The 21,405-nt window shown below is 72.6% G+C and carries 19 protein-coding genes and 1 pseudogene; 9 read left to right on the forward strand and 11 right to left on the reverse strand.

Going from position 1 to position 21,405, the window contains the following annotated elements; all coding sequences use genetic code 11:
- Window positions 1-18: 18 nt before the first annotated feature.
- The 6 genes from ACWD1Z_RS08995 to ACWD1Z_RS09020 all read left to right on the forward strand — a co-directional run bounded on the left by ACWD1Z_RS08995 (window position 19) and on the right by ACWD1Z_RS09020 (window position 8,319).
- Window positions 19-1,206 (forward strand): ROK family protein, encoded by a 1,188-nt coding sequence (locus ACWD1Z_RS08995; protein WP_451116859.1) that lies wholly within the window; start codon window positions 19-21, stop codon window positions 1,204-1,206.
- Between the two features lie 172 nt (window positions 1,207-1,378).
- On the forward strand, window positions 1,379-2,392 hold the full coding sequence (locus ACWD1Z_RS09000; protein ID WP_451116861.1) for an acetamidase/formamidase family protein: 1,014 nt from the start codon (window positions 1,379-1,381) through the stop codon (window positions 2,390-2,392).
- A gap of 121 nt (window positions 2,393-2,513) precedes the next feature.
- The gene (locus ACWD1Z_RS09005; protein WP_451116863.1) at window positions 2,514-3,113 is read left to right on the forward strand and encodes an N-acetylmuramoyl-L-alanine amidase; all 600 of its coding nucleotides are present in this window, start codon (window positions 2,514-2,516) and stop codon (window positions 3,111-3,113) included.
- 97 nt (window positions 3,114-3,210) lie between these two features.
- Entirely contained in the window at window positions 3,211-4,515 is a 1,305-nt protein-coding gene (locus tag ACWD1Z_RS09010; protein ID WP_451116865.1) for a GAF domain-containing protein, read from the forward strand.
- Between the two features lie 243 nt (window positions 4,516-4,758).
- A complete protein-coding gene (gene adh, locus ACWD1Z_RS09015; RefSeq protein WP_451116867.1) occupies window positions 4,759-6,282 on the forward strand; it encodes an aldehyde dehydrogenase in 1,524 nt (507 codons plus the stop codon).
- 132 nt (window positions 6,283-6,414) lie between these two features.
- On the forward strand, window positions 6,415-8,319 hold the full coding sequence (locus tag ACWD1Z_RS09020) for a protein-arginine deiminase domain-containing protein (protein ID WP_451116869.1): 1,905 nt from the start codon (window positions 6,415-6,417) through the stop codon (window positions 8,317-8,319).
- A gap of 49 nt (window positions 8,320-8,368) precedes the next feature.
- On the opposite strand, the gene ACWD1Z_RS09025 is transcribed toward ACWD1Z_RS09020, so the two are convergent.
- The 6 genes from ACWD1Z_RS09025 to ACWD1Z_RS09050 form a co-directional block, all read right to left on the reverse strand.
- Entirely contained in the window at window positions 8,369-9,670 is a 1,302-nt protein-coding gene (locus ACWD1Z_RS09025) for a phytase (protein ID WP_451116871.1), read from the reverse strand.
- A 104-nt stretch (window positions 9,671-9,774) separates the two neighbouring features.
- Window positions 9,775-10,665, reverse strand: a complete 891-nt coding sequence (locus ACWD1Z_RS09030) for a dioxygenase family protein (RefSeq protein WP_451116873.1) — start codon at window positions 10,663-10,665, stop codon at window positions 9,775-9,777.
- Window positions 10,666-10,688: 23 nt separating this feature from the next.
- Window positions 10,689-11,123: a VOC family protein gene (locus ACWD1Z_RS09035; protein WP_451116875.1), complete on the reverse strand. Its 435-nt coding sequence runs from the start codon at window positions 11,121-11,123 to the stop codon at window positions 10,689-10,691.
- Window positions 11,124-11,205: 82 nt separating this feature from the next.
- The gene (locus tag ACWD1Z_RS09040) at window positions 11,206-12,090 is read right to left on the reverse strand and encodes an ion transporter (RefSeq protein ID WP_451116876.1); all 885 of its coding nucleotides are present in this window, start codon (window positions 12,088-12,090) and stop codon (window positions 11,206-11,208) included.
- A gap of 124 nt (window positions 12,091-12,214) precedes the next feature.
- Window positions 12,215-13,789, reverse strand: coding sequence for an MFS transporter (locus ACWD1Z_RS09045; RefSeq protein WP_451116878.1), 1,575 nt, complete (start codon window positions 13,787-13,789; stop codon window positions 12,215-12,217).
- 114 nt (window positions 13,790-13,903) lie between these two features.
- On the reverse strand, window positions 13,904-14,377 hold the full coding sequence (locus ACWD1Z_RS09050) for a MarR family winged helix-turn-helix transcriptional regulator (protein ID WP_451116880.1): 474 nt from the start codon (window positions 14,375-14,377) through the stop codon (window positions 13,904-13,906).
- 115 nt (window positions 14,378-14,492) lie between these two features.
- On the opposite strand from ACWD1Z_RS09050, the pseudogene ACWD1Z_RS09055 reads away from it, so the two are divergent.
- The 3 genes and pseudogenes from ACWD1Z_RS09055 to ACWD1Z_RS09065 form a co-directional block, all read left to right on the forward strand.
- Window positions 14,493-14,969, forward strand: a pseudogene (locus ACWD1Z_RS09055) (nucleotide triphosphate diphosphatase NUDT15); the annotation flags it as partial.
- 91 nt (window positions 14,970-15,060) lie between these two features.
- Entirely contained in the window at window positions 15,061-15,420 is a 360-nt protein-coding gene (locus tag ACWD1Z_RS09060) for a DUF779 domain-containing protein (RefSeq protein ID WP_451116881.1), read from the forward strand.
- A gap of 75 nt (window positions 15,421-15,495) precedes the next feature.
- The gene (locus tag ACWD1Z_RS09065) at window positions 15,496-16,731 is read left to right on the forward strand and encodes a phosphodiester glycosidase family protein (RefSeq protein WP_451116883.1); all 1,236 of its coding nucleotides are present in this window, start codon (window positions 15,496-15,498) and stop codon (window positions 16,729-16,731) included.
- Between the two features lie 49 nt (window positions 16,732-16,780).
- On the opposite strand, the gene ACWD1Z_RS09070 is transcribed toward ACWD1Z_RS09065, so the two are convergent.
- From ACWD1Z_RS09070 to ACWD1Z_RS09090, 5 genes are all read right to left on the reverse strand, one after another.
- Window positions 16,781-16,975, reverse strand: a complete 195-nt coding sequence (locus tag ACWD1Z_RS09070; protein ID WP_451116885.1) for a hypothetical protein — start codon at window positions 16,973-16,975, stop codon at window positions 16,781-16,783.
- Window positions 16,976-17,085: 110 nt separating this feature from the next.
- Complete coding sequence (locus tag ACWD1Z_RS09075; protein ID WP_451116886.1) at window positions 17,086-17,949, reverse strand: phosphatidylinositol-specific phospholipase C/glycerophosphodiester phosphodiesterase family protein; 864 nt, start codon at window positions 17,947-17,949, stop codon at window positions 17,086-17,088.
- A 179-nt stretch (window positions 17,950-18,128) separates the two neighbouring features.
- A complete protein-coding gene (locus ACWD1Z_RS09080) occupies window positions 18,129-19,211 on the reverse strand; it encodes an acyl-CoA dehydrogenase family protein (protein WP_451116888.1) in 1,083 nt (360 codons plus the stop codon).
- Window positions 19,208-20,380 (reverse strand): acyl-CoA dehydrogenase family protein, encoded by a 1,173-nt coding sequence (locus tag ACWD1Z_RS09085; RefSeq protein ID WP_451116890.1) that lies wholly within the window; start codon window positions 20,378-20,380, stop codon window positions 19,208-19,210. The genes ACWD1Z_RS09080 and ACWD1Z_RS09085 overlap by 4 nt, the downstream gene beginning before the upstream one ends.
- Complete coding sequence (locus ACWD1Z_RS09090) at window positions 20,377-21,342, reverse strand: NADPH:quinone oxidoreductase family protein (RefSeq protein WP_451116892.1); 966 nt, start codon at window positions 21,340-21,342, stop codon at window positions 20,377-20,379. The genes ACWD1Z_RS09085 and ACWD1Z_RS09090 overlap by 4 nt, the downstream gene beginning before the upstream one ends.
- Window positions 21,343-21,405 lie beyond the last annotated feature (63 nt).

A 21,405-nucleotide genomic window follows, 5' to 3' on the forward strand; every position in this document is an offset into this window, starting at 1 on the left:
TCGAGGACTGACGGAGGCATGACCGCACCGCTTCCCGGACGGGCGCTGCCCGACACGCAGCAGGGCATGCGCCGCCGCAACCTGGCCCGGGTCATGCACACCGTCAGCGCGGAGGGGCCCCTGTCCCGTGCCGCCGTCGCCTCGCGGATCGGTCTGACGCGGGCGGCGGTGTCCACCCTCGTGGACGAGCTGATCCGCGCCGGGCTGATCGAGGAGCTCGGCCCGGAGCGCCCCGGCCGGGTGGGCCGGCCCGGCTCGGCGCTCGCCGTCAGCGCACACGGCCCGGCCGGCATCGGCGCCGAGATCGGCGTCGACCACCTCGCGGTGTGCGCGGTCGACCTGCGCGGCGCGGTACGGGCCAGGGCCGTGCGGCACGGCGCGAACCGGGGGCGTTCCCCCGAACCGGTGATCCGGGAGCTGACCGAGCTGGTGCGGGCGGTCGTGGCGGAGACCGGGCGCGAAGGGCTGTGGCCGGCCGGGCTCGCGGTGGCGGTGCCCGGTCTGGTGGCCCGTGACGGCCGTACGGTCGTCCGGGCGCCGAACCTCGAATGGCACGACGTCGACCTCGGGGCGCTGCTGCCCGAGGAGTTCGCGCTCACCGTGGACAACGAGGCGAACTTCGGCGCGCTCGCCGAACTCTGGCTCGGCGAGGGCACACCGCGGGACTTCCTGCACGTGTCCGCGGAGATCGGCATCGGTGCGGCGGTGGTCGTGGACGGGCAACTGCTGCGCGGAACACGTGGTTTCGCGGGCGAGCTGGGGCATGTGCCGGTCCGCCCGGAAGGACCGCCGTGCCCGTGCGGGGGGCGTGGCTGTCTGGAGCAGTACGCCGGTGAGGAGGCGGTGCTGCGGGCGGCGGGGCTGGAACCGGGCCAGGACCGCGTCGGACTGCTCGCGGGACGGGCTGCCGAGGGGGACAAGGACGTACGGGGCGCGCTGCACGACGCGGGCGAGGCGCTCGGCGTCGCGCTGACCGGGGCGGTCAACCTGCTGGATCCCGAGAGTGTGGTGCTCGGCGGCGCGCTGGCCGGGCTCGCGCCCTGGCTGCTGCCCTCGCTGGAGGCCGAGCTGGACGGGCGCACCGCGGGCGCGGCCTGTCCGGTGTCCGTGTCGCGGCTCGGGCCGGAGGGGCCGCTGCTGGGCGCCGCGCACTGGGTGGTGCGCGGGGTGCTGGACGATCCGGCCGCGGTGGGCGAACGAGCCTGACCCCAGGCCGACTTCACTCGGTCGAGTGAGCGAGTTGTCCACAGGGCGACGGTTGTCCACGGAAACGCACCGGGCCCTCCGGCCCGGCCCCTTCGCGCCGTACCGTGAATCACGCGAGGGCGCTCCCGGCCCCTCTCCCCCGTGACCTGCGGCAGAACGGAGCTGTGCGGCGATGAGCGACCCCCGGATCCTGACCGTCCGACCCGAACCCCACGAGTACGCCTGGACGTTCGGCGGCGCCCCACCCGTCGCCCGCATCGCGCCGGGCACTGTACTGGACCTGTTCACGGAGGACTGCTTCGGCGGGCGGGTGCGGTCGGAGAAGGACCTGGTCTCCGAGGTCTGCGAGTTCCCCTTCCTCAACCCGCAGACCGGCCCCTTCCACGTCGAGGGCGCCGAGCCCGGCGACACGGTCGCCGTGCACTTCGTCTCCATCGAACCCGCCCGGGACTGGGCCGCCTCCACCACCGTCCCGTTGTTCGGCGCCCTCACCTCGACCCCGACCACGGCCACGCTCCAGCCGCCGCTCCCGGAGACCGTCTGGATCTGGCAGTTGGACAGAACCCGGCGTACCGCACTGTTCCGCGCGCACGACAGCGACTTCGAGGCCGAGCTGCCGATCGATCCGATGCACGGCACGGTGGGGGTGGCCCCGGCCAATCTGGAGGTCCGCTCGGCGCTGGTGCCGGACGCGCACGGCGGGAACATGGACACACCCGAGATGCGGGCCGGCGTCACCTGCTATCTCGGGGTGAACGTCGAGGGAGCGCTGCTCAGTCTGGGCGACGGACATGCCCGTCAGGGCGAGGGTGAGACCTGCGGGGTCGCCGTCGAGTGTGCGATGAACACCGTGGTGATCGTCGAGCTGCTCAAGGGGATCGCCACCCCCTGGCCGCGCATCGAGTCGGACACGCACATCATCTCGACCGGATCGGCGCGCCCCTTGGAGGACGCGTTCCGGATATCCCAGCTCGACCTGGTGCGGTGGCTGGTGCGCGACTACGGCTTCAGCGAGTTGGACGCGTACCAGTTCGCAACCCAGGTCGTGGAGTCGCCGTTGGCCAATGTGTGCGACACCAACTACACGTGCGTGGCCAAGCTCCGCAAGGAGTGGCTGCCCCCGCGCGAGACCCACCGCGGCCTCCACACGCGCCTGCGCGAGACCGCGTCCGCGCTCCGGCGCTGACCGGGCACCCGCCCCCGCCCCCGTTCCGGCCCCGCTTCTCCCGGCTTCCCCAAGCCCGACTCCCCGAGCCCGCCAGCCCGCCAACCCGCCCCGCCCACCCGACCGAGAGGCACGACCCCGTATGGACCGGGCACAACCACTGACCGACAGACGCACGCTGCTCAAGGGCGCCGCCCTCACCGCCGTGACCTACGGGCTGCTCCCCGGGCCGCGGGCCGGCGCCCAGATCCCCGCCCCCGACCAGCCGACCGCCGAGTGGCGGCCGACGAGCACCGCCAACTTCACCGCTGCCCGCAGACCCCTGGACCACCGAGTCGACCTGGTCGTCGTCCATGTCACCCAGACCGACTACCTCGGCACCCTCGCCGTCTTCGGGAACCGGAAGAAGAAGGTGTCCGCGCACTACGTCGTCCGTTCCGCCGACGGACATGTGGCGCAGTGCGTCCGGGAGTCGGACATCGCCTGGCACGCGGGGAACTGGGACTACAACACCCGCAGCATCGGCATCGAACACGAGGGCTGGGTGGACCGGCCCGCCTACTTCACCGACGCCCTGTACGAGCGGTCGGCCGCACTGACCGCGGCGATCTGCGCCCGGCACGGCATCCCGAGGGACAGGAGGCACATCATCGGCCATCACGAGGTGCCCGGCACCGACCACACCGATCCCGGACCGCACTGGGACTGGAGGCGTTACCTCAGACTCGTCCAGGCGGCCTGACCGACGCTCTCGTCGAGGCGGCCTGACCGACGCTTCCGGTCAGTCGTTGGGGTGACGCCGGTCGAAAAGGTTGTCCGCACGCGTACTCGGAGTGACGATGTCCCCAGCCGCATCGCCGTCCGTGGAGGCCGAGTTGACCGATCCGTGCGTGGCCCTGGAGCCGGGGACCGACCCTGCCGAGCGCGCCCGGATGCTGCGCCGCGCACATGAGACGTTCACCGCGGCGGGCACCGTGCCGAAGCCGGTGCGTGCCGTGGTGGCCGACTCGTGGCGGCGTTCCGCGAGAGCGGGCGTCGGGCCGGACGGCACGGCGCGCGTGGAACTCGCCGACGGTGACCTCGGCGCCTACCGGGCGGAGCATCCGCTGGCCCGGGTGATGCCGCTGATCCGCGAGTTGATGGGCACCTTCGCGGCGGACGGCGAGCATCTGCTCGCGGTGTGCGACGCGCACGGCAGGCTGCTCTGGGTCGAGGGGCATGCCACGACCCGGCGGCAGGCGGGCCGGATGAACTTCGTCCCCGGCGCCCGCTGGTCGGAGACGGCGGTCGGGACGAACGCTCCGGGTACCGCGGTCGCCGTCGACCGGCCGGTGCAGGTGTTCGCGGCGGAGCACTTCATCCGGCGGGTGCAACCCTGGACGTGCGCGGCGGCGCCGGTGCACGATCCGCGCACCGGGCGGGTGCTCGGGGCCGTGGACATCACCGGCGGGGACGGGCTGGCCCATCCGCACAGCCTGGGCTTCGTGCAGGCGGTCGCGCGGGCGGCCGAGTCGCATCTGGCGCTGCTGGCCCCGCCGGGCCCGGCCGTGGACGCGCACGAGCTGTCCGTGCTCGGCCGGGACGAGGCCCTGCTGCTCACCGACGGCCGCAAGGTCAGGCTGAGCCGCCGGCACAGCGAGATCCTGGTGCTGCTCGCCCGGCATCCGGAGGGGCTGACCGGCGACGAGTTGCTGTGTGCGCTGTACGAGGACGAGTCGGTGACGCCCGTGACGCTGCGGGCCGAACTCGCCCGGTTGCGGCGGCTGCTCGGCCCCGGGCTGCTGGCCTCCCGGCCGTACCGGCTCACCGTGCCGGTCGAGTCGGACCTCGGCGTCGTGGAGCGGCGGCTGGCGGCGGGGGCGGTCAGTGCGGCGGCGACGGCGTACACCGGTCCGCTGCTGCCCGCCTCGCAGGCGCCGGCGGTGGCCCGCATCAGGCGTCGGCTCGCCGACGGACTGCGGACGGCGTTGATCGCCCAACGGGACCCGGACCTGCTGGCGGACTGGGCGCACGCTCCCTGGGGCGAGGACGACCTCGACGTGTGGCGGGCCCTGGCCGCCGTACGCCCGACCGCGACGGTCCGTTCCCGGCTCGCCGCACTGGAGTCCGAGCTGGCGGCGCCACCGGGCAGGATGCCGCGCTGATGCGGGGACCACCCCACACGGCCCCGCCCCCGCGACTGACGCGAGGGCCACCCCACCGGCCCCGCCCCCGCGGCCGATGCGAGGACCACCCCACCGGCCCCGCCCCCGCGGCCGATGCGGAGACCACCCGCGCCGCCCCGCGCCGCCCCGGCCCGCGCAACGTCCTTGCAACCTCCCGCTGCCTAGCCTCGCGCCGAGAGCTGCCCAACGGCGGGCAGCGCTGTTGCAGGGAGGCAGGCCGGCATGACCCGTTACACGGCACCCGGGACCGAGGGCGCGATCGTCTCCTACCAGGCGCGCTACGACCACTTCATCGGCGGCGAGTACGTGCCGCCGGCTCGGGGGCAGTACTTCGAGAACCCCTCCCCGGTGAACGGGCAGCCGTTCACCGAGATCGCGCGCGGCACCGCGGACGACGTGGAGCGCGCCCTGGACGCGGCGCACGCGGCAGCCCCGGCCTGGGGCCGTACATCGGTGGCCGAACGCTCCGGCATCCTGCTGAAGATCGCCGACCGGATGGAGGCGAACCTGGAGCGGCTGGCGGTCGCCGAGAGCTGGGAGAACGGCAAGCCGGTGCGCGAGACGCTGGCGGCCGACATCCCCCTCGCCATCGACCACTTCCGCTACTTCGCCGGGGCGATCCGCGCCCAGGAGGGCTCGCTCGGCGAGATCGACGACGACACGGTGGCCTACCACTTCCACGAGCCGCTCGGAGTGGTCGCGCAGATCATCCCGTGGAACTTCCCGATCCTGATGGCGACCTGGAAGCTGGCCCCGGCGCTGGCGGCGGGCAACGCGGTCGTGCTCAAGCCGGCCGAGCAGACCCCGGCCTCCATCCACTACTGGCTGAGCCTGATCGCCGATCTGCTGCCGCCGGGCGTCGTCAATGTGGTCAACGGCTTCGGTGTGGAGGCGGGCAAGCCGCTGGCGTCCAGCCCGCGGGTGGCGAAGGTGGCGTTCACCGGTGAGACCACGACGGGCCGGCTGATCATGCAGTACGCCTCGGAGAACATCACCCCGGTCACCCTCGAACTCGGCGGCAAGTCCCCGAACATCTTCTTCGAGGACGTCTGGCGGGACGACGACGACTTCCGCGACAAGGCCCTCGAAGGCTTCACGATGTTCGCGCTCAACCAGGGCGAGGTGTGCACCTGTCCGTCGCGGCCGCTCGTCCAGCGCGGCCACTACGGCGAGTTCATGGAGGCGGCGGTCGCCCGCACGGAGCTGATCAGGACCGGCCATCCGCTCGACACCGACACGATGATCGGCGCCCAGGCCTCCAACGACCAGCTGGAGAAGATCCTCTCCTACCTCGACATCGGCCGGCAGGAGGGCGCCCGGGTCCTCACCGGCGGCGAGCGCGTCGAGCACGACGGCGAACTCAAGGGCGGCTACTACGTCCAGCCGACGATCTTCGAGGGCAACAACCGGATGCGGATCTTCCAGGAGGAGATCTTCGGCCCCGTCGTCTCGGTGACGTCCTTCGACGACTTCGACGACGCCATCAAGATCGCCAACGACACCCTGTACGGCCTCGGCGCCGGCGTGTGGACCCGCGACGCCAACACGGCGTACCGCGCGGGCCGCGCGATCCAGGCGGGCCGCGTCTGGACCAACTGCTACCACGCCTACCCGGCCCACGCGGCCTTCGGCGGCTACAAGGGCTCGGGCATCGGCCGCGAGACGCACAAGATGATGCTGGAGCACTACCAGCAGACGAAGAACCTCCTGTGTTCCTACAGCCCGAAGAAGCTGGGGTTCTTCTAGGGTCCGAGCGGCACAGTTTCCCCTCAACCCGTCAGCGGGCAAGTAGAATTCGCACGGCTCAGCCAACGCACAGCGTCCGTTCCGCCTCATCCCTTTCAGCGGGGTGAACCGCACGGGACGAAAGGACGCGATGTGCGTACGAAGAACGCTGTACGGGCGCTGCTGGCCCTCACCGCGACGGGAGCGGTGCTGACGCCCCCGGCGGCGTACGCGGAGGAGCCGCTGCGGGTGGACCTGAGGGCGGATACCGACCGGGACGGACGGGTCGACCTCACCGGCGGCACCGACACCGCCGGTGAGGACGCCTGGTCCGTGGGGCGGGGGGCGGTCTTCCTGCCCAACATCGACGACGACAGCAAGCGGTGCCCGACCACCGGTCCGGGCGGCCGGCCGCTCTCCGACGCCAAGCTGGCCGCCTGCAACGACGCCTCCGACAAGAAGGTCAACGGCCGCGCAGACGCCGCCGACCTCGCCCGGGTGCGCTCGGTGCCGATGCGCGGTCTGCCGTCCGACGCCAAGGGCAGCGTCAAGGTCACCGTGGGAGCGGCGCAGAGCAGAGTCTTCCTCCTGCGCAACGGCGCCTGGGAACTTGTCACTTCGTCGACCCGGCTGACCCGGGCGGAGCTGCGCGCCGGCGTCGAGTTCGGGGTCGAGGGCAAGGACGTGATCCGGGACAGCGCGAAGTGGGACGGACGCGTCGCGATCCGGCTGAAGGTCACCTCCGCGTCCGGCACCGCCTCGGACACCGTCACCCTGCGCGCCGCCCCGCTGCTCACCCACCATGCCCGCCAGAACACCCAGCAGCTGATGGTCACCAAGGTCCGCGGCAACGACCCCTGGGCCAAGCGCCAGCGCGCGTTCGTGACGAAGCTGGACAAGGAGGCCCGGCGGGCGGGTGTCACCAAGCCGCTGGTGACCTTCGAGAAGTACGGCGACATCTGGGCCCAGGACTTCGTCGAGCCGGCCTACCTCAACATGACCGGCCCGGACGGACGGCAGCGGACGATGCGCGTGATGCTGCGCTCCGCCCAGGACCGCGAGGCGGGCCGCGAGCTCTACGAGAAGCTGCGCGGCCCGGACGTCGGCGTCGTGCAGGCCAAGGGCCAGGACATGCAGGGGTGGGAGACCCTGAACTCCTACGGCAACCTGGAGACCATCCCGCCCTACGCGCTGGGCGGCCGCTCGTTCCCGGCCGGGCGGATCATCATGGGCGAGCGCAAGGACGGCAGCGGCATCCGCCCCTCCAAGGAGATACGCACGCTGCTGAAGTCCCAGGGGCTGCAGGATCCCCTCCTGCTGGACACCTCATGGCTGCATGTGGGGCACGTCGACGAGTTCGTGCAGTTCCTGCCCGCCGACACGCCGCGCGGCTGGCGGATCGGTGTCGCCGACCCGGAGGGCGGACTGCAACTCCTGCGCGACGCGCAGCGCGACGGCCACGGCGCGAAGAAGATGTTCTCCGTTCCCGGCTTCGACGAACTGCTGCCCCCCGCGGAGACCATCGACGAAGCCCTCGCCTCGCGGCACCTCGTGTCCGACAACGAGATGGCGGCCGGGAAGATCGCCGCCAACCTGGAGCTCCTCAAGCGGGAGACGGGCGTCACCGACGAGGAGATCGTGCGCGTGCCGGCCCTCTACACCCGGGGCATCGTGGGGGACAGTGCCGAGACGCGCGTCCCGCTGCTGCGGCGCCTCGGCGGCGGCACCCCGGAGGCCGCGCGGAAGTACGGCCAGCAGAAGCTCGCCGCGGACGAGGCTGCCGCCGCACCGGCTCCCACCGTCACGACCAGCGCGTACGTCCCGGGTGCCGTCAACGGCATCCTGCTCTCCCGCGACCGCTATCTCGCCCCGCGCCAATGGGGTCCCGTGATCGGCGGCAAGGACATCTTCACCGAGGCCGTCACGGCCGCGTACACCCGCGCGGGCCTGAAGGTCTCGTACGTCGACGACTGGTACACGTACCACCTCGGCATGGGTGAGATCCACTGCGGCACCAACACCCTGCGCGACGCGTCCGGCCTGTGGTGGATGCCGTAGCCGGGGGTCAGGTACGAGGGGGGCCCGGGATCCCCGGGCGCCCCGTGCGTCAGTCGTCCAGGGCCGTCAGGACGTCCGCGAGGTCGATGAACTTGAAGCCCGTGGCGGCGCGGTCGTCGCCCCGCGGGGTCTCGGCACCGTCCTGGACGACGAGGAGGCCGTTGGGGTAGCGGCGGCCGAGCGGGGCGTTGAGGACCGCCGCTCCGTCGCACTCCTCGGATCCGTCGAGGGTCGCGGAGGCGGCCGTCACCCGGAAGCCGCCCTCGTACTCGTTGTGGTCCGCCAGTTCACGGTCGTACGCGGCGAAGGTGTTGTCGCCCTGGCTGGAGGCGAGGAGATAGCCGTCGCCGTCGGCCTCGGGCAGCAGGGTCAGTCCCTCGACGTCGGCGGACAGGCGGGTGCCGCCGTAGCCGGGGTCGGCGCCCGGGGTGCACTCCTCGGTGGCCTCGTCGTAGGTCCCGGGGACGCCGTACTCGCGGACCTTGTCGATCAGCCGGGGCGTGCCGGTGAGGTCGGCGCGCAGCCGCCAGATGCCGACGTCCTCCTGGCCCGCGTAGAGGACGCCGTTCGCGGGGTCGACCACCATGCCCTCCACCTGGGGCAGTTCACCGGGTTCCAGGCAGGGGGTCCAGGACGTGCCGTCGGGCAGGGTGAAGGACGAGGGCAGGTCGATGGTCCGCAGCTTGCGGTAGCCGACCGTCCCGGAGCGGGTGGGGAGCAGTTCCAGGAGGGCGACGCTGGTGGTCTCGCGGCGGCTGACCAGGGCGTACGAGCGGCCCGACGCGCGGTCGGTCCAGGTGGCGAGGCCGTACGCGGTGCGCTGGTCGTTGATCTCCTCCTGGTCGGCGGAGAAGACGGGCGCCGCGGCCGGGTCGGTGACGTCGGTGAGCGGGCCGCCGGCGCGGTCGCGGTCGATGCGGTAGAAGCGGAGCCGGTCGTTGCCGCGGTCGCTGGTGACGGCGAGGTCGGCGCGGCCGGTGGACAGCTTCAGGCCCTGCACCAGGTCGACGTTGTTGAAGCGTCCGGGGGCGTCCTCGGACGTCGGGCCGGCCGGCGCGGGCAGCGACTGGATCTCGCGCGCGTCGAGGTCGTAGACCCGAAGGCCGCCCTCCTTGGCCGTGGCGACGACCAGGCTGCGGCCGGGCTCCGCGGCGTTGCGCCAGATCGCCGGGTCGTCCGCGTCGGAGTTGCCGCCCGCCTCGTCGTCGTAGAGCGGCGCGGTCTCGGCCCGGGGGGTGAGTTCGGGCAGACCGGACGACGCCCCTGCCTGGGCGGGCAGGGTCACGGCGAGTGCCACCAGGGTGGCGGTCATCAGGAAGACGTACGGTCGGCGGGTACGGGGCTCGGGCACGCGAACGCTCCTTCGGCTCATGATCGGATGCGGCTCGCAGCCTTCCCGGCGCGTGTGACGGGTGGGGGCGGGTCACTTGCCGGGACATGGCCGTGGCATGAACACTACATACCCGGCTCGCGGCGGACGGTGACCGGGAAGTCCACATGGCGGAAAGGGTTCGGCAGGCCGTACTCGGCGGCCCGTCCCGGATCGTCGACGCGGGCGAACGTGCGGATCAGGCTCGCCTTCACGCCGAACACCGCGTCGGAGTCCAGGTAGGGCGAGTCGTCGGCGAACAGATGGGTCGTCAGGGTGCGGAACCCCGGCGCCGACACCTGCAGGTGGATGTGCGCGGCCCGGTTGGCGTGGCGGCCGGCCGCCCGCAGCAGGGCGCCCACCGGGCCGTCGGTGGGGATCGGGTAATGGCGCGGAACGACCGTACGGAACCGGAACCCGCCGTCACCGTCGGTGGTGAACAGGCCGCGCAGATTGCGGTCCGGCACCTCGCCGGGCCGCTGCACGTCGTAGAACCCGTCCGCGTCGGCCTGCCACACGTCCACCCGCGCCCCGGCCACCGGTGCCCCGGAGGTGTCCGTGACCCGACCGGTGACCAGGCAGGGCTCGCCGCCCACGCCGATGGTTTCCCCGAGTTCCCGCTCGGGCGAGTCGATCAGGTGGAAGGGGCCCTCCACGGTCGCCTCGGTGCACTGCCCGTCGGCCGGGTTGTCCAACGACTCCACCAGCATCGACACCCCGAGCACGTCCGAGAGCAGGATGAACTCCTGCCGGGTGGCGTCGCACCGCTGTCCGGTCTCGGTGAGGAAGCGGATGCCCTCGGCCCACTCCTCGCCGGTCAGCCCCACCTCCTTGACGAAGGCATGGGCGTGCCGGACCAGGGACGTGAGGATCTCGTGCAGGCGGGCGTCCGGGGCGCCGGCGAAGGAGGCGGCGACGATCTCCGCGGACCGTTCCGTCTCGAAGGTCCCGGTCGGGTCGCGGGGTGGGCCGGTCATCTGCCGCCTCCTTCACAGCACGGTCAGTTCACGGTCGCGCCGGGCACCTCTTCGGTCACGCCGTTCAGCTCGGAGGCCGGGTCGGAGCCGTAGGGCCGGGTGAAGGCCTCCAGGCCGTGCCCCGAGGGATCGAGGAAGTACACGCCCCGGCCGCCGTCGTTGCGGTTGATCCGGCCCGGGTGCCTGCCGTGCGGATCGGCCTGGATGGGCACGCGCCCGGCGACGAGCCGGGCGAGGATCTCGTCGAACTCCGCCTCCGAGACGAGGAAGGCGTAGTGCTGGACCGGGATGTCTGCACCGGCGGTCATGAAGTCCAGCGTGACGCCGTTGGCGGTGACGACGGGCAGGAACGGCCCGCCGGGTGCGCCGACTTCGAGGCCGAGGATGTCGGCGAGGAAACGGGCGGACTTCTCCCGGTCGCGGGAGAGAACGATGGTGTGGTTGAACTCGACTGCCAAGGGAATGCCTCCACGGGCATCTCCGCGGAACCTCCATGCCTCACCCAGCCGGTGACCGGCACGCGATGCCGCAATGATCACCCTAGGCACAGGGCCGGCGACGCGTCGAGCGGTTTTGCGCCGGAAGGCTCGCCTCCAGCTCGTCGAGGGCTCTTCGCGCCGCGGCGATACGGCTGCGCAGTTCCCGGTCGGCGGGCGGGGTGTCGTCCCGCTGCTCCCGCTCCATCTCCCGCGCCTCCTCCAGCGAGCTGATCACCACCCCGATCAGCACGTTGACCAGCACGAACGAGGCTATGAGCACGTACGACGCGTAGTAGACGATGCTCCAGCGCGTCGCCTCCAGGCCGGCGTGGACCGCCTCGCCGAGGCCGTCCAGGGTCATCAGCAGGAAGAGGGTGAGCACGGCCCGGCCGATCGAGCCGTACTGCTCGGGGTCGTGGTGGCCGAAGAGGAGCCAGCCGACCATGGCGTAGACGTACAGCAGCAGGGCGCCCACGAGCAGGAAGCTGACCGTGCCGGGCAGGCTGCGGCCCACCGCGACCATGACGATGCGCAGTTGGGGCAGGAAGCGGGCGGTGCGCAGGACGCGGGCCAGCCGCAGCAGCCGCAGGACCGTGGTGTTCTCGCGGACGAACGGCAGGAAGGCGCAGCCCACGACGGCCAGGTCGAAGAGGTTCCACGGGTCGCGGAAGAAGTCACGGGGGCGGTCGGCGTGGGCGCAGGCGCGCAGCGCGATCTCGGCGGTGAAGCCGGCCAGACACACGTGCTCGGCGGTCCGCAGCCCCTGGGCCCAGTCCGCCGCGAGGCCGCGGTAGGTCTCCACGCCCAGCAGGGCGGCGTTGGCGAGGATCAGGACGAGGACGGTGAGCGCGAACCAGCGGGCCTCCGTGATGGTGCGGGCCCACCGGGCGAGTGCTCGGCGGGCGGGCCAGGACGCGTTCTCCGGAAGAAGCGGGTGCTCGGTCATCGTGCTGTATCTGCTCCGGCGCGGAGAATGCTATTCCGGGCTCAGATGTGCGAACGGGCGGGGAATGCCCGGCCGGGTCCGCATGGACGAACGGGCACGGCCCCGCGGGACCGTGCCCGTTCCCTCACTTCGCCGGGCGCCGCAGACCGGCCGCCGCCACGGCCGCGCCCACCAGACACAGCGCACCGGTCAGCACCACGGCCGCGTGGACGCCGTTCAGGAACGCCTGCCCGCTGCCCTCCACGACCGCCGCCCGCACGCCCGCCGGCATGTCGGCGGAGACCGGTGCGATGCCCATCGCCACCGCGTCCTTGGCCTCCTGGAGCCGGTCGGCCAGGGCGGACGGGACGCCCGCCCCGGTCAGTTCGCCGGTGAGCGTGGCGCCCGCCTTGGCGCTGATCACGGAGACCAGCACGGACGTGCCGAGGGCGCCGCCGATCTGGAGGGTGGTGGCCTGGAGGCCGCCCGCCACCCCGCCGTCCTGGACGGGGGCGTTGCCGACGATGGCGTCGGAGGACGCCGACAGCACCATGCCGACACCGAGACCGAGCGCCACGAACGGCGGCCACATCGTGGCGTAGGACGAGTCGGTCTGCCAGGTGAGCATGCCGAAGCAGGCGGCGGCCTGGAGCACCATGCCGAGCGGCATCGTCACGCGGGCGCCCAGGCGCTGGGTGAGAACCGCGCCCAGCGGGGAGGCGACCAGCGAGGCCAGGCTCAGCGGGAGGGTGCGCACACCCGCCTCGACGGGGGTGAAGCCGCGGACGTTCTGGAGGTAGAGCATCACGAAGAAGATCACGCCGAGCATGACGAAGAAGTTGAGCGCGGTGATGATCGCGCCGACGGTCAGGGACCGGTTGCGGAACAGCCGCATGGGCAGCAGCGGGTGCGCCACCCGGGTCTCGTACCAGCCGAACAGGACCAGGACGAGCACGCCCGCCCCGACGGCCGCCCAGGTGCCGGCCGAGGTCCAGCCCCAGCTCTCGCCCTTGACCACGCCGAAGACCACGCAGAGCAGTCCGGCCGCGAGCAGCAGGACGCCGGGGACGTCGAAGCGGTGGTGACCGGTGCAGTTCTTGCTCTGCGGGAGCACGAACATGCTGAACAGCAGGGCGGCGACGCCGATGGGGGCGTTGATGTAGAAGACGGACTCCCAGCTGACGTGCTCCACGAGGAGACCGCCGACGATCGGGCCGAGCGCCGTCGAGACGGCGGAGACCATGGCCCAGATGCCGACGGCCATGCCGAACCTCCGCGGCGGGAAGACCGCCCGCAGCAGGCCGAGCGTGTTGGGCATCAGCAGTCCGCCGAAGACGCCCTGGAGCGCCCGGAAGACGATCACCCCGGTGATGGACCCGGAGAGCCCGATGGCGACCGAGGCGAGGGTGAACCCGGCGACGCCGACGAGGTAGTAGGTGCGCCGCCCGAAGCGGTCACCGAGCTTGCCGCCGAGGATGAGGGTGGCGGCGAGGGCGAGCAGGTAGGCGTTGGTCACCCACTGGAGCTGGGCGGTGTCGGCGTCGAACGCCTCCCCGATCGCGGGGTTGGCGATGGCGACGACGGAACCGTCGAGCTGCACCATGAACAGGCCGAACGCGACGGCGCACAGCGTCAGCCAGGGGTTGGCGCGACGGCCCGCGGCCGCTGCGGCCCTGCCGGACGCGGGCAGGGTGGAGTGATCCACGAATGTGGACGGCATGGAGGAGCCTTCTCTTCGAAAAGGGGGTGCGGAGAAAGAGGGAAGGGAGGGAAGGGAGGCCCACGGAGGGGGTGAACCGACGGCGTCACGCCCCTCCCGGGGCGCGCCGGCCGCTCAGCGGACGGCGGAGTGGAGCCGGTTCGTCAGGGAGTTGAGCGCGCCCAGGGCGGAGCCCAGCGCGTCCTTCTCGCCCTCGGTGAGGGACATCAGCGCCTGGCGAAGGTACGTGGCCTCCAGCTCGCGCACCGCGGCGAGCCGCTGCCGGGACGTGGCCGTGAGATGGAGGTGGGCGACCCGCTTGTCGGTGCCGTCCGGCCGGCGCTCCAGGAGCCCGCGCTCGGTCAGCTGGGAGACGAGGGTGCTGACATTGTTCGGCTTCATCAGCAGCGCCTCAGCCGCCTCGCGCACGGTGGCGCCCTCGCGCTGCGCGACGAACCGCAGCAGCGCGAGCTGCCCCTCGGGCGGCTTGGGGTGCGGATACTCCGCGGCGACCCGGCGGTCCAGGGCACGGTGCAGCGCGGGCACGCGGTCCGCGAGCACGGCGGCTACGCGGTCGAGGTCCCGGCCGGGGGCGCTGGAGGGGGTCACCCTCCGACTATATGTAGCGCATCATAGGTATGTCAAAATACCTACCTGGAGAGAGCTGCCCAGAAGACCTCTCCCAGGACCCCCTTCCACGAAAGCCCGGAGCCCGATGACACCCCCGGACCGTGTCTCCTCCCGCCCCCGCACCCCCCGTCCGCCCGCCCCCCAGACGGCCCTGGGCGTCGGCGCGATCCTGCACGGCCCCCGGGGCCTGCTCCTGGGACGCCACCGGCACGGCACCCGGGAGCTGCCCGGGGGCATGGTGGAGCCCGGCGAGTCGCTGCGGGAGACGGTCGTGCGCGAGCTGGCCGAGGAGACCGGCCTGACGGCCCGCCCGGCGGACGTACGCCTCCTCGGCACCCTGCTGGACCGGGTCGACGGGGTGGTACGGCTCACCGTCGCCGCCGAGGTCACCGCCTGGCAGGGCGACCCGGCCGACCAGCCCGGCGAGAAGGTCGGCGACTGGCGCTGGTACGCCCTGGACCGGCTGCCGCAGGAGCTGTTCGTGTGCAGCGCCCAGGCGTTGACCGCCTGGCGTCCCGATCTGCCGATCGACCACACCCCGGCCCACTTCACGCCGTACGCGATCCCCTAGCCGAGGGGGCCCGGCGGTCCTGCAACCCTCTCGCAACCTCCCCCGTGGTCTGCTGGTCCGTCCGGATCCGGTTCCCCTGGGGATGGTTGGCATGTACGAGGAGATCCCGCGCGTCGAACTCACGCCCGCGGCCGCCGAACTGCTGCGCAGGCTGCACGCGGCGCACGGCCCGCTGATGTTCCACCAGTCCGGCGGCTGCTGCGACGGCAGTGCCCCCATGTGCTACCCGAAGGGCGAGTTCCGTACCGGCGGCTCGGACGTGCTGCTCGCGGAGCTGTACGTGGAGGGCGTCCAGGAGCCGGTCGGGTTCTGGATGTCCCGCGGCCAGTACGAGGCGTGGAGCCACACCCGGCTGATCGTCGACGTGGTCGAGGGCCGGGGCAGCGGCTTCTCGCTGGAGGCACCCGAGGGGGTGCGTTTCCTCATCCGTTCTCGCGTCGTCGGCGCATAGCCGTCCCGCCGTCCGCCTCCGTCTGATGCACTTCCCCTGAGACCTGGGACAGTTGACAAGCCCTCAGGGGGAAGCGTGACCCAACCTCAGAAGCGGTTAGCGGCAGGCAGAACAGCACTGACCTTTCTCACCGCACTCGGTGCGCTGGCCGGTACCGCCCTGGCGGGGGCGGCACCGGCCGACGCCGTTCCCGACGGCACCCGGCTCGCCCCGGGTGTCGTCTACGAGCACTTCGACATCGAGGGCGCCCGGGGCACCGCGCACGGCCATCTGCTGCGCGTGGACCTGACCGACCCGCGCGTCTCGCTGGACCTGCTGTACCCGGGGAAGGTGGCCGCGCGGGAGCCCGTGTCCCGGCTGGCCGACACCCAGGGCGCCGTCGCCGGGGTCAACGGCGACTTCTTCAACATCACCGAGACCCAGCACCCGGGCGTCGAGGCGACCGGCGCGAGCGTGGGACCGGCCGTGGCGAGCGGCCGTACGCTCAAGGCGGCCGTGCCGAACGGTCAGCGCTTCGGGCCCGCGCTGCCGCCCGGCACCTCCACCGAGGACGTCGTCGGCATGGGCGTGGACCGCCGGGTCCGCCTCGACGGCATGACCCTGCACGGCTCGATCCGCACGGTGACCGGACAGTTGAGGCTCGGCGGGCTCAACCAGTACGCGCTGCCGGTGAATTCCGTCGGGGCGTTCACCTCCACGTGGGGTTCCGTCTCCCGGGTGCGCGCGACCTGCGGCACCGACACCGAGCGGGCGGCGCCGTGCAGCGGGGACACCCACGAGGTGACACTCCGGGGCGGCCGGGTGGTGTCGACGGCCGACGTCCCGGGCAGCGGCCCCATCGAGCCGGGGACCACCGTGCTGGTGGGCCGGGAGGCGGGGGCGCAGGAGCTGCGGAAGTACGTCACGGGTCAGCCGGTGGCGGTACGGCACCGGCTGGTGTCGGCCGACTCGCGGATCCCGTACCGGTTCGCGGTCGGCGGGTACCCGGTGCTCGCCGGCGGACAGCCCCTGCCGGGCCTGGACGACACCACCTCGGCGGTGCGCAGCGCCGTGGGCGTCGGGGGTGGCGGGAGGCAGGTGCTGCTGTTCTCACTGGACGGCGGACCGGCGTACCGCGGCCTGACCATCGCCGAAATCGCCGACACCTTGCGTGAGTTGGGTGCGGCCGACGCCTTCAGTCTGGACGGCGGCGGCTCCTCGACCCTGGTCGCCCGGGACCCGGGGGCCTCGGCGGTCACGGTCCGCAACCATCCCTCGGGCGGCGCGGAACGCCCCGTCCCGAACGGCATCGGGGTCTTCGTCACCCCCTGAATCGTCACCCCTTGAATCGTCACCCCTTGAATCGTCACCCCTTGAATCCTCACGGCCGCAGACCGCTGACGATGCCGGCGGTGGCCGTGAGGCCGCTCTGGATCGTGGGCGCGATGCTCGTGCCGGCCATGTAGAAGCCGAGCAGCACGCACACCAGGGCGTGGGAGACCTTCAGCCCGCCGCTGCGCAGGAAGATCACCGCAAGGATCAGGAGCAGCAGCACCACAGAGATGGAAATCGCCATCGTCAACCTCCTCCGCCACGCCGTCACGTCCGGTTCACGGCGTTCGGCCGTAAGTGTGGCGTAGCGGAGGGTTCGTCCGGGCGGCTGACCTGTCCGCCGAACGTGTGGTGTCACGCCCGGTCGTTCGCCTCCAGGAAGGCGCGCAGGCCCGCGAGGTCGTCGGTGTTGAGGTGGTCGACGTCGGCGGCGACGAGTTCGGTCCACAGCGCGTCGCGCTCGGGGCCCGGGAGGTCCGGGGTGGCCCAGAACCGCACCCGCTGGCCGCGGGAGTGCGCCGCCTGAACGATCGTCGTCAGCTTCTGCCGCTCGGCGTCGGGGAAGGCGCCGGCGCCCCGCCAGGTGAAGTGGTTGGTCCAGTTGTCACTGATCAGCGGGATGAAGGAGGCGGGGGCCGCGCTGCCGAGGTCGGCGAGCCGGCCGTCGTAGAAGGCGCGGCGCACGGTCTGCGCCTCCATCGGGACGCGGGCGGCGCGGTGGCCGGAGATCACGGCGGTGACGGGTCCGGGGAAGACGCGGCCGTGGGCGTAGGTGGTGAACAGGTGCTTGTAGCGCCTGAGGTGCCGGTCGAGTTCGAGGTACGTCGAGGAGCCCTCGGTCTTGAGGTCGATGAGCAGCTGGAGCGGCCTGCGGTAACCGCGGTACACGGAGCCGTGGTTGGCCTTGACGCGGGCGGCGAGCGGGTCCAGGTAGAGGGACTCCAGGGTGCGCGCGGGGTCCAGGTCCTCGGGGTCGTGGGCGACCAGGAGCTGGTCGCCGACCAGGAAGATGTCGGCCTCCAGGCTGCCGAAGCGGTGATCGAGGGCGTCGAGGAGCGGGCGCGGGTGCTCGTAGTCGTTGTGGGCGTGGGCGCGCCACAACGGGCGCGGGCGGTGCTTGCGTTCGGTCGCGAACGCACTGCCGACGGGCTGGGCGGCGACGCCCGCGAGTGCGGCGCCGACGGTGGTGAGGGCTCTGCGACGGGTGATGAGCGCCATGGTCTGCCTCCCTGTGGCCGATCCGGACCACAGGGAGTATGGAGCGGTCCGGGCCGCAAGGGACCTGTCCGTGCCAGGAGTTGGCCGGACCGCCGCCACCCGTTCACTCCTCCCGCGCGGGCGCACGCAAAAGCCCGCCCCAGGCAGGGCGGGCTTTGCCCGGTGAACTCCCGGCTGCGTCAGGGGGCCTGGAGGTCGACGAGTTCGGCCAGGGCCGCCCGGTGGGCGCCCGCCGTGCCGTAGGCGATGGAGTCCGCCTTGGCCCGCTTCAGATAGAGATGGACCGGGTGCTCCCAGGTCATCCCGATACCGGCGTGCAGTTGCAGCGCCTCCTCGGCGGCGTGGACGGCGACGGATGCCGCGTACGCCTGGGCGACGGCGACCGCCACATCGGCGTCCGTGCCGGCCGTCAGGGCGCCGGCGGCGTTGCGGGCGGCGGCCCGCAGGTTGACGACCTCCAGCCACAGCTGGGCGAGCCGGTGCTTGAGCGCCTGGAAGCCGCCGACGGGCCGGTTGAACTGCTTGCGCTCCTTCAGGTACCGGACCGTCTCGGTCAACGTCCATTCCGCGAGCCCCAGTTGCTCGGAGGCGAGCAGCCCGGCACCGGCGCGCAGGGCCCGCCGTACGGCCGGCTCGGCGTCCCCCAGCCGACGTCCCGGCGCGCCGGCCAGGGTCACCGTCGCCACGGGCCGGGTCAGGTCCAGGGACACCTGCGGGGTGACGGTCACGGCGTCGGCGTCCACGGCGTACAGCCCGCCGTCGTCCGCGGGCACGAGCAGTACATCGGCGACGGCCGCGTCCGCGATCCCGGTCAACTTCCCGTGCAGGGCACCGTCTTCCAGTCGTACGGCCTTGTGGGGGGCGCCCGGAGCGAGGTGCAGGGCGACGGCCAGGGCGCCGATGCGGCGGCCGGCGGCGAGCTCGGCCAGCAGGTCGAAGGCGTCGCAGGCCAGCAGCGCCTCGGTGGCGACGACGGCGCTGGTGAGGTAGGGCACGGGGGCGACCGCGCGGCCCAGCTCCTCCAGGACGACGGCGGCCTCACGGTGGCCGGCGCCCTGGCCGCCGTGCTCCTCGGGCACCAGCAGGCCCGCGAGGCCCATGCCGTCGGCCAGCGCCTTCCAGGCTTCCAGGTCGTGCGGGGCTTCGGACTCGGTGCGCGCGATGACGCCGGGGGCGTCGCAGTGGTCGGCGAGCAGGTCCCGGACGGCGGCGCGCAGCGCCTCTTCCTCCTCCGAGTACAGCAGATCGGGCTGTGCGCTCATCGGGCCAGGTCCTTCCATGCGACGTCCTTGTCGGTGCGCGGCTCGGCGGGCAGGCCGAGGACGCGCTCGGCGACGATGTTCAGCAGGACCTCGCTGGTCCCGCCCTCGATGCTGTTGCCCTTGGAGCGGAGGTAGCGGTAGCCGGCGTCGCGGCCGGTGAAGTCCACCTGGTCGGGGCGGCGCATGGTCCAGTCGTCGTACAACAGGCCCTCCTCGCCGCGGAGTTCGACCTCCAGGCCGCTGATCTCCTGGTTGAGGCGGGCGAAGCCGAGCTTCATCCCGGCGCCCTCGGGTCCCGGCTGGCCCGCGACGAGCTGCTGGCGCAGCCGCTCGCCGGTGAGCCGGGCGACCTCGGCGTCGACCCACAGCTTCAGCAGCCGCTGGTGCAGGTCGTGGGTGCGCAGTTCGGGGCGCTCGCGCCAGGTCCTGGCGACCGGGCCGATCATGCCGCCCTCGCGGGGCAGCCGCGAGCCGCCGATGGCGACGCGCTCGTTGTTCAGCGTGGTCTGCGCGACCCGCCAGCCGTCGCCGACCGCGCCGAGGCGGCGGGAGTCGGGGATGCGGACGCCGGTGAGGAACACCTCGTTGAACTCGGCCTCGCCGGTGATCTGGCGCAGCGGCCGCACCTCGACGCCGGGGTCGGTCATGTCGCAGAGGAAGTAGGTGATGCCCGCGTGCTTGGGCACGTCCGGGTCGGTGCGGGCGATGAGGATGGCCCAGCGGGCGACATGGGCGCTGGAGGTCCACACCTTCTGCCCGTTGACCACCCAGTCCTCGCCTTCCCGGACGGCCCGCGTGCCGAGCGCGGCCAGGTCGGATCCGGCGCCGGGCTCGCTGAAGAGCTGGCACCAGACCTCCTCGCCCGTCCACAGCGGACGCAGGTACTGCCGCTTCTGCTCCTCCGTGCCGTAGGCGAGGATCGTCGGGGCGGCCATGCCGAGGCCGATGCCGATGCGCCGGGGGTTGTTGTCGGGGGCGCCCGCTGCCTCCAGCTCGGCGTCCACGACGGCCTGGAGGGAGCGCGGGGCGCCGAGGCCGCCGAGGCCCTCGGGGTAGTGCACCCAGGCGAGCCCCGCGTCGAAGCGCGCCCTGAGGAAGTCCAGGCGCTCGGTGGTGGCGGGCGGATGCACGGCCAGGAACTCCTGGGTCAGACGGCGGACGTCGGTCATGCCGCTCCCCCCGTCAGCACGGCGACGCGGCCGGTGGTGACGCCGTCGCCGACCCGCTGCACGGCGGCGGCGGCCTCGCCGAGCGGCACCCGCTCGCTGATCAGCGGCTTGATGGCGCCCCGCGCGGCCATCTCGGTGAGCTGCTCGTGGCAGTGCTGGACCAGCTTGGGGTTCTTGGTGTTGTACAGGCCCCAGTGCAGGCCGAGGATCGCGTAGTTCTTCACCAGCGCGTGGTTGAGCCCCGGGCTGGGGATGGTGCCGCTGGCGAAGCCCACGATCACGATCCGGCCCTCGAAGGCGACGACCTTGGTGGACTGGGTGTACGCCTCACCGCCGACGGGGTCGTAGATCACATCGGCGCCCCGGCCGCCGGTGGCCTCCTTCACCGCGGCCACGACGTCCTCGGCGCGCCGGTCGATCACCACGTCGCAGCCCAGGTCCCGGGCGACCGCGGCCTTCTCGGCGCCGCCGACGACACCGATGACGGTGGCGCCGGCGGCCTTGCCGAGCTGCACGGCCGCGCTGCCGACCCCTCCGGCGGCAGCGTGGACGAGCAGCGTCTCCCCCGCCTCGATGCGGGCCCTGCGGTGCAGACCGAACCAGCCCGTCTGGTAGCCGATGTGCAGGGCGGCCGCCTCGGCGTCGTCCAGCGAGTCGGGCGCGGGCAGCAGCGCGGCGGCGTCGGCCACGGCGTACTCGGCGAAACCGCCGTACGGCAGCGCGGGGTTGGCGATGACACGGCGGCCGTCCTCGGTCTCGCCGCAGATCTCCACGCCCGGGGTGAACGGCAGCGGCGGCCTGACCTGGTAGTGGCCCCGGCACATCAGCACGTCCGGGAAGTTGATGTTGGCGGCGCGTACCTTCAGCAGGACCTGGCCGTCGCCGGGGGTGGGCCGCTCGACGTCCGCGAGCCGCATCACCTCGCTCGGCTCGCCGTTCTCGTGCACTTGCCATGCCTGCATGCGGAGCCTCCACGGACTGCGTCGTCTGACCGGGGTCGGTTCGCATACTAAGCGGTCGCTTGC

The sequence above is a fragment of the Streptomyces sp. NPDC002784 genome, assembly GCF_053592135.1.

What these genes read in the sequence shown, in the direction of transcription:
- ACWD1Z_RS08995 (WP_451116859.1), top strand. Translation starts at nt 19, where the DNA reads ATGACCGCACCGCTTCCCGGACGGGCGCTGCCCGACACGCAGCAGGGC.
- ACWD1Z_RS09000 (WP_451116861.1), top strand. Translation starts at nt 1,379, where the DNA reads ATGAGCGACCCCCGGATCCTGACCGTCCGACCCGAACCCCACGAGTAC.
- ACWD1Z_RS09005 (WP_451116863.1), top strand. Translation starts at nt 2,514, where the DNA reads ATGGACCGGGCACAACCACTGACCGACAGACGCACGCTGCTCAAGGGC.
- ACWD1Z_RS09010 (WP_451116865.1), top strand. Translation starts at nt 3,211, where the DNA reads ATGTCCCCAGCCGCATCGCCGTCCGTGGAGGCCGAGTTGACCGATCCG.
- adh (WP_451116867.1), top strand. Translation starts at nt 4,759, where the DNA reads ATGACCCGTTACACGGCACCCGGGACCGAGGGCGCGATCGTCTCCTAC.
- ACWD1Z_RS09030 (WP_451116873.1), bottom strand. Translation starts at nt 10,665, where the DNA reads ATGACCGGCCCACCCCGCGACCCGACCGGGACCTTCGAGACGGAACGG.
- ACWD1Z_RS09040 (WP_451116876.1), bottom strand. Translation starts at nt 12,090, where the DNA reads ATGACCGAGCACCCGCTTCTTCCGGAGAACGCGTCCTGGCCCGCCCGC.
- ACWD1Z_RS09045 (WP_451116878.1), bottom strand. Translation starts at nt 13,789, where the DNA reads ATGCCGTCCACATTCGTGGATCACTCCACCCTGCCCGCGTCCGGCAGG.
- ACWD1Z_RS09060 (WP_451116881.1), top strand. Translation starts at nt 15,061, where the DNA reads ATGTACGAGGAGATCCCGCGCGTCGAACTCACGCCCGCGGCCGCCGAA.
- ACWD1Z_RS09070 (WP_451116885.1), bottom strand. Translation starts at nt 16,975, where the DNA reads ATGGCGATTTCCATCTCTGTGGTGCTGCTGCTCCTGATCCTTGCGGTG.
- ACWD1Z_RS09075 (WP_451116886.1), bottom strand. Translation starts at nt 17,949, where the DNA reads ATGGCGCTCATCACCCGTCGCAGAGCCCTCACCACCGTCGGCGCCGCA.
- ACWD1Z_RS09080 (WP_451116888.1), bottom strand. Translation starts at nt 19,211, where the DNA reads ATGAGCGCACAGCCCGATCTGCTGTACTCGGAGGAGGAAGAGGCGCTG.
- ACWD1Z_RS09085 (WP_451116890.1), bottom strand. Translation starts at nt 20,380, where the DNA reads ATGACCGACGTCCGCCGTCTGACCCAGGAGTTCCTGGCCGTGCATCCG.
- ACWD1Z_RS09090 (WP_451116892.1), bottom strand. Translation starts at nt 21,342, where the DNA reads ATGCAGGCATGGCAAGTGCACGAGAACGGCGAGCCGAGCGAGGTGATG.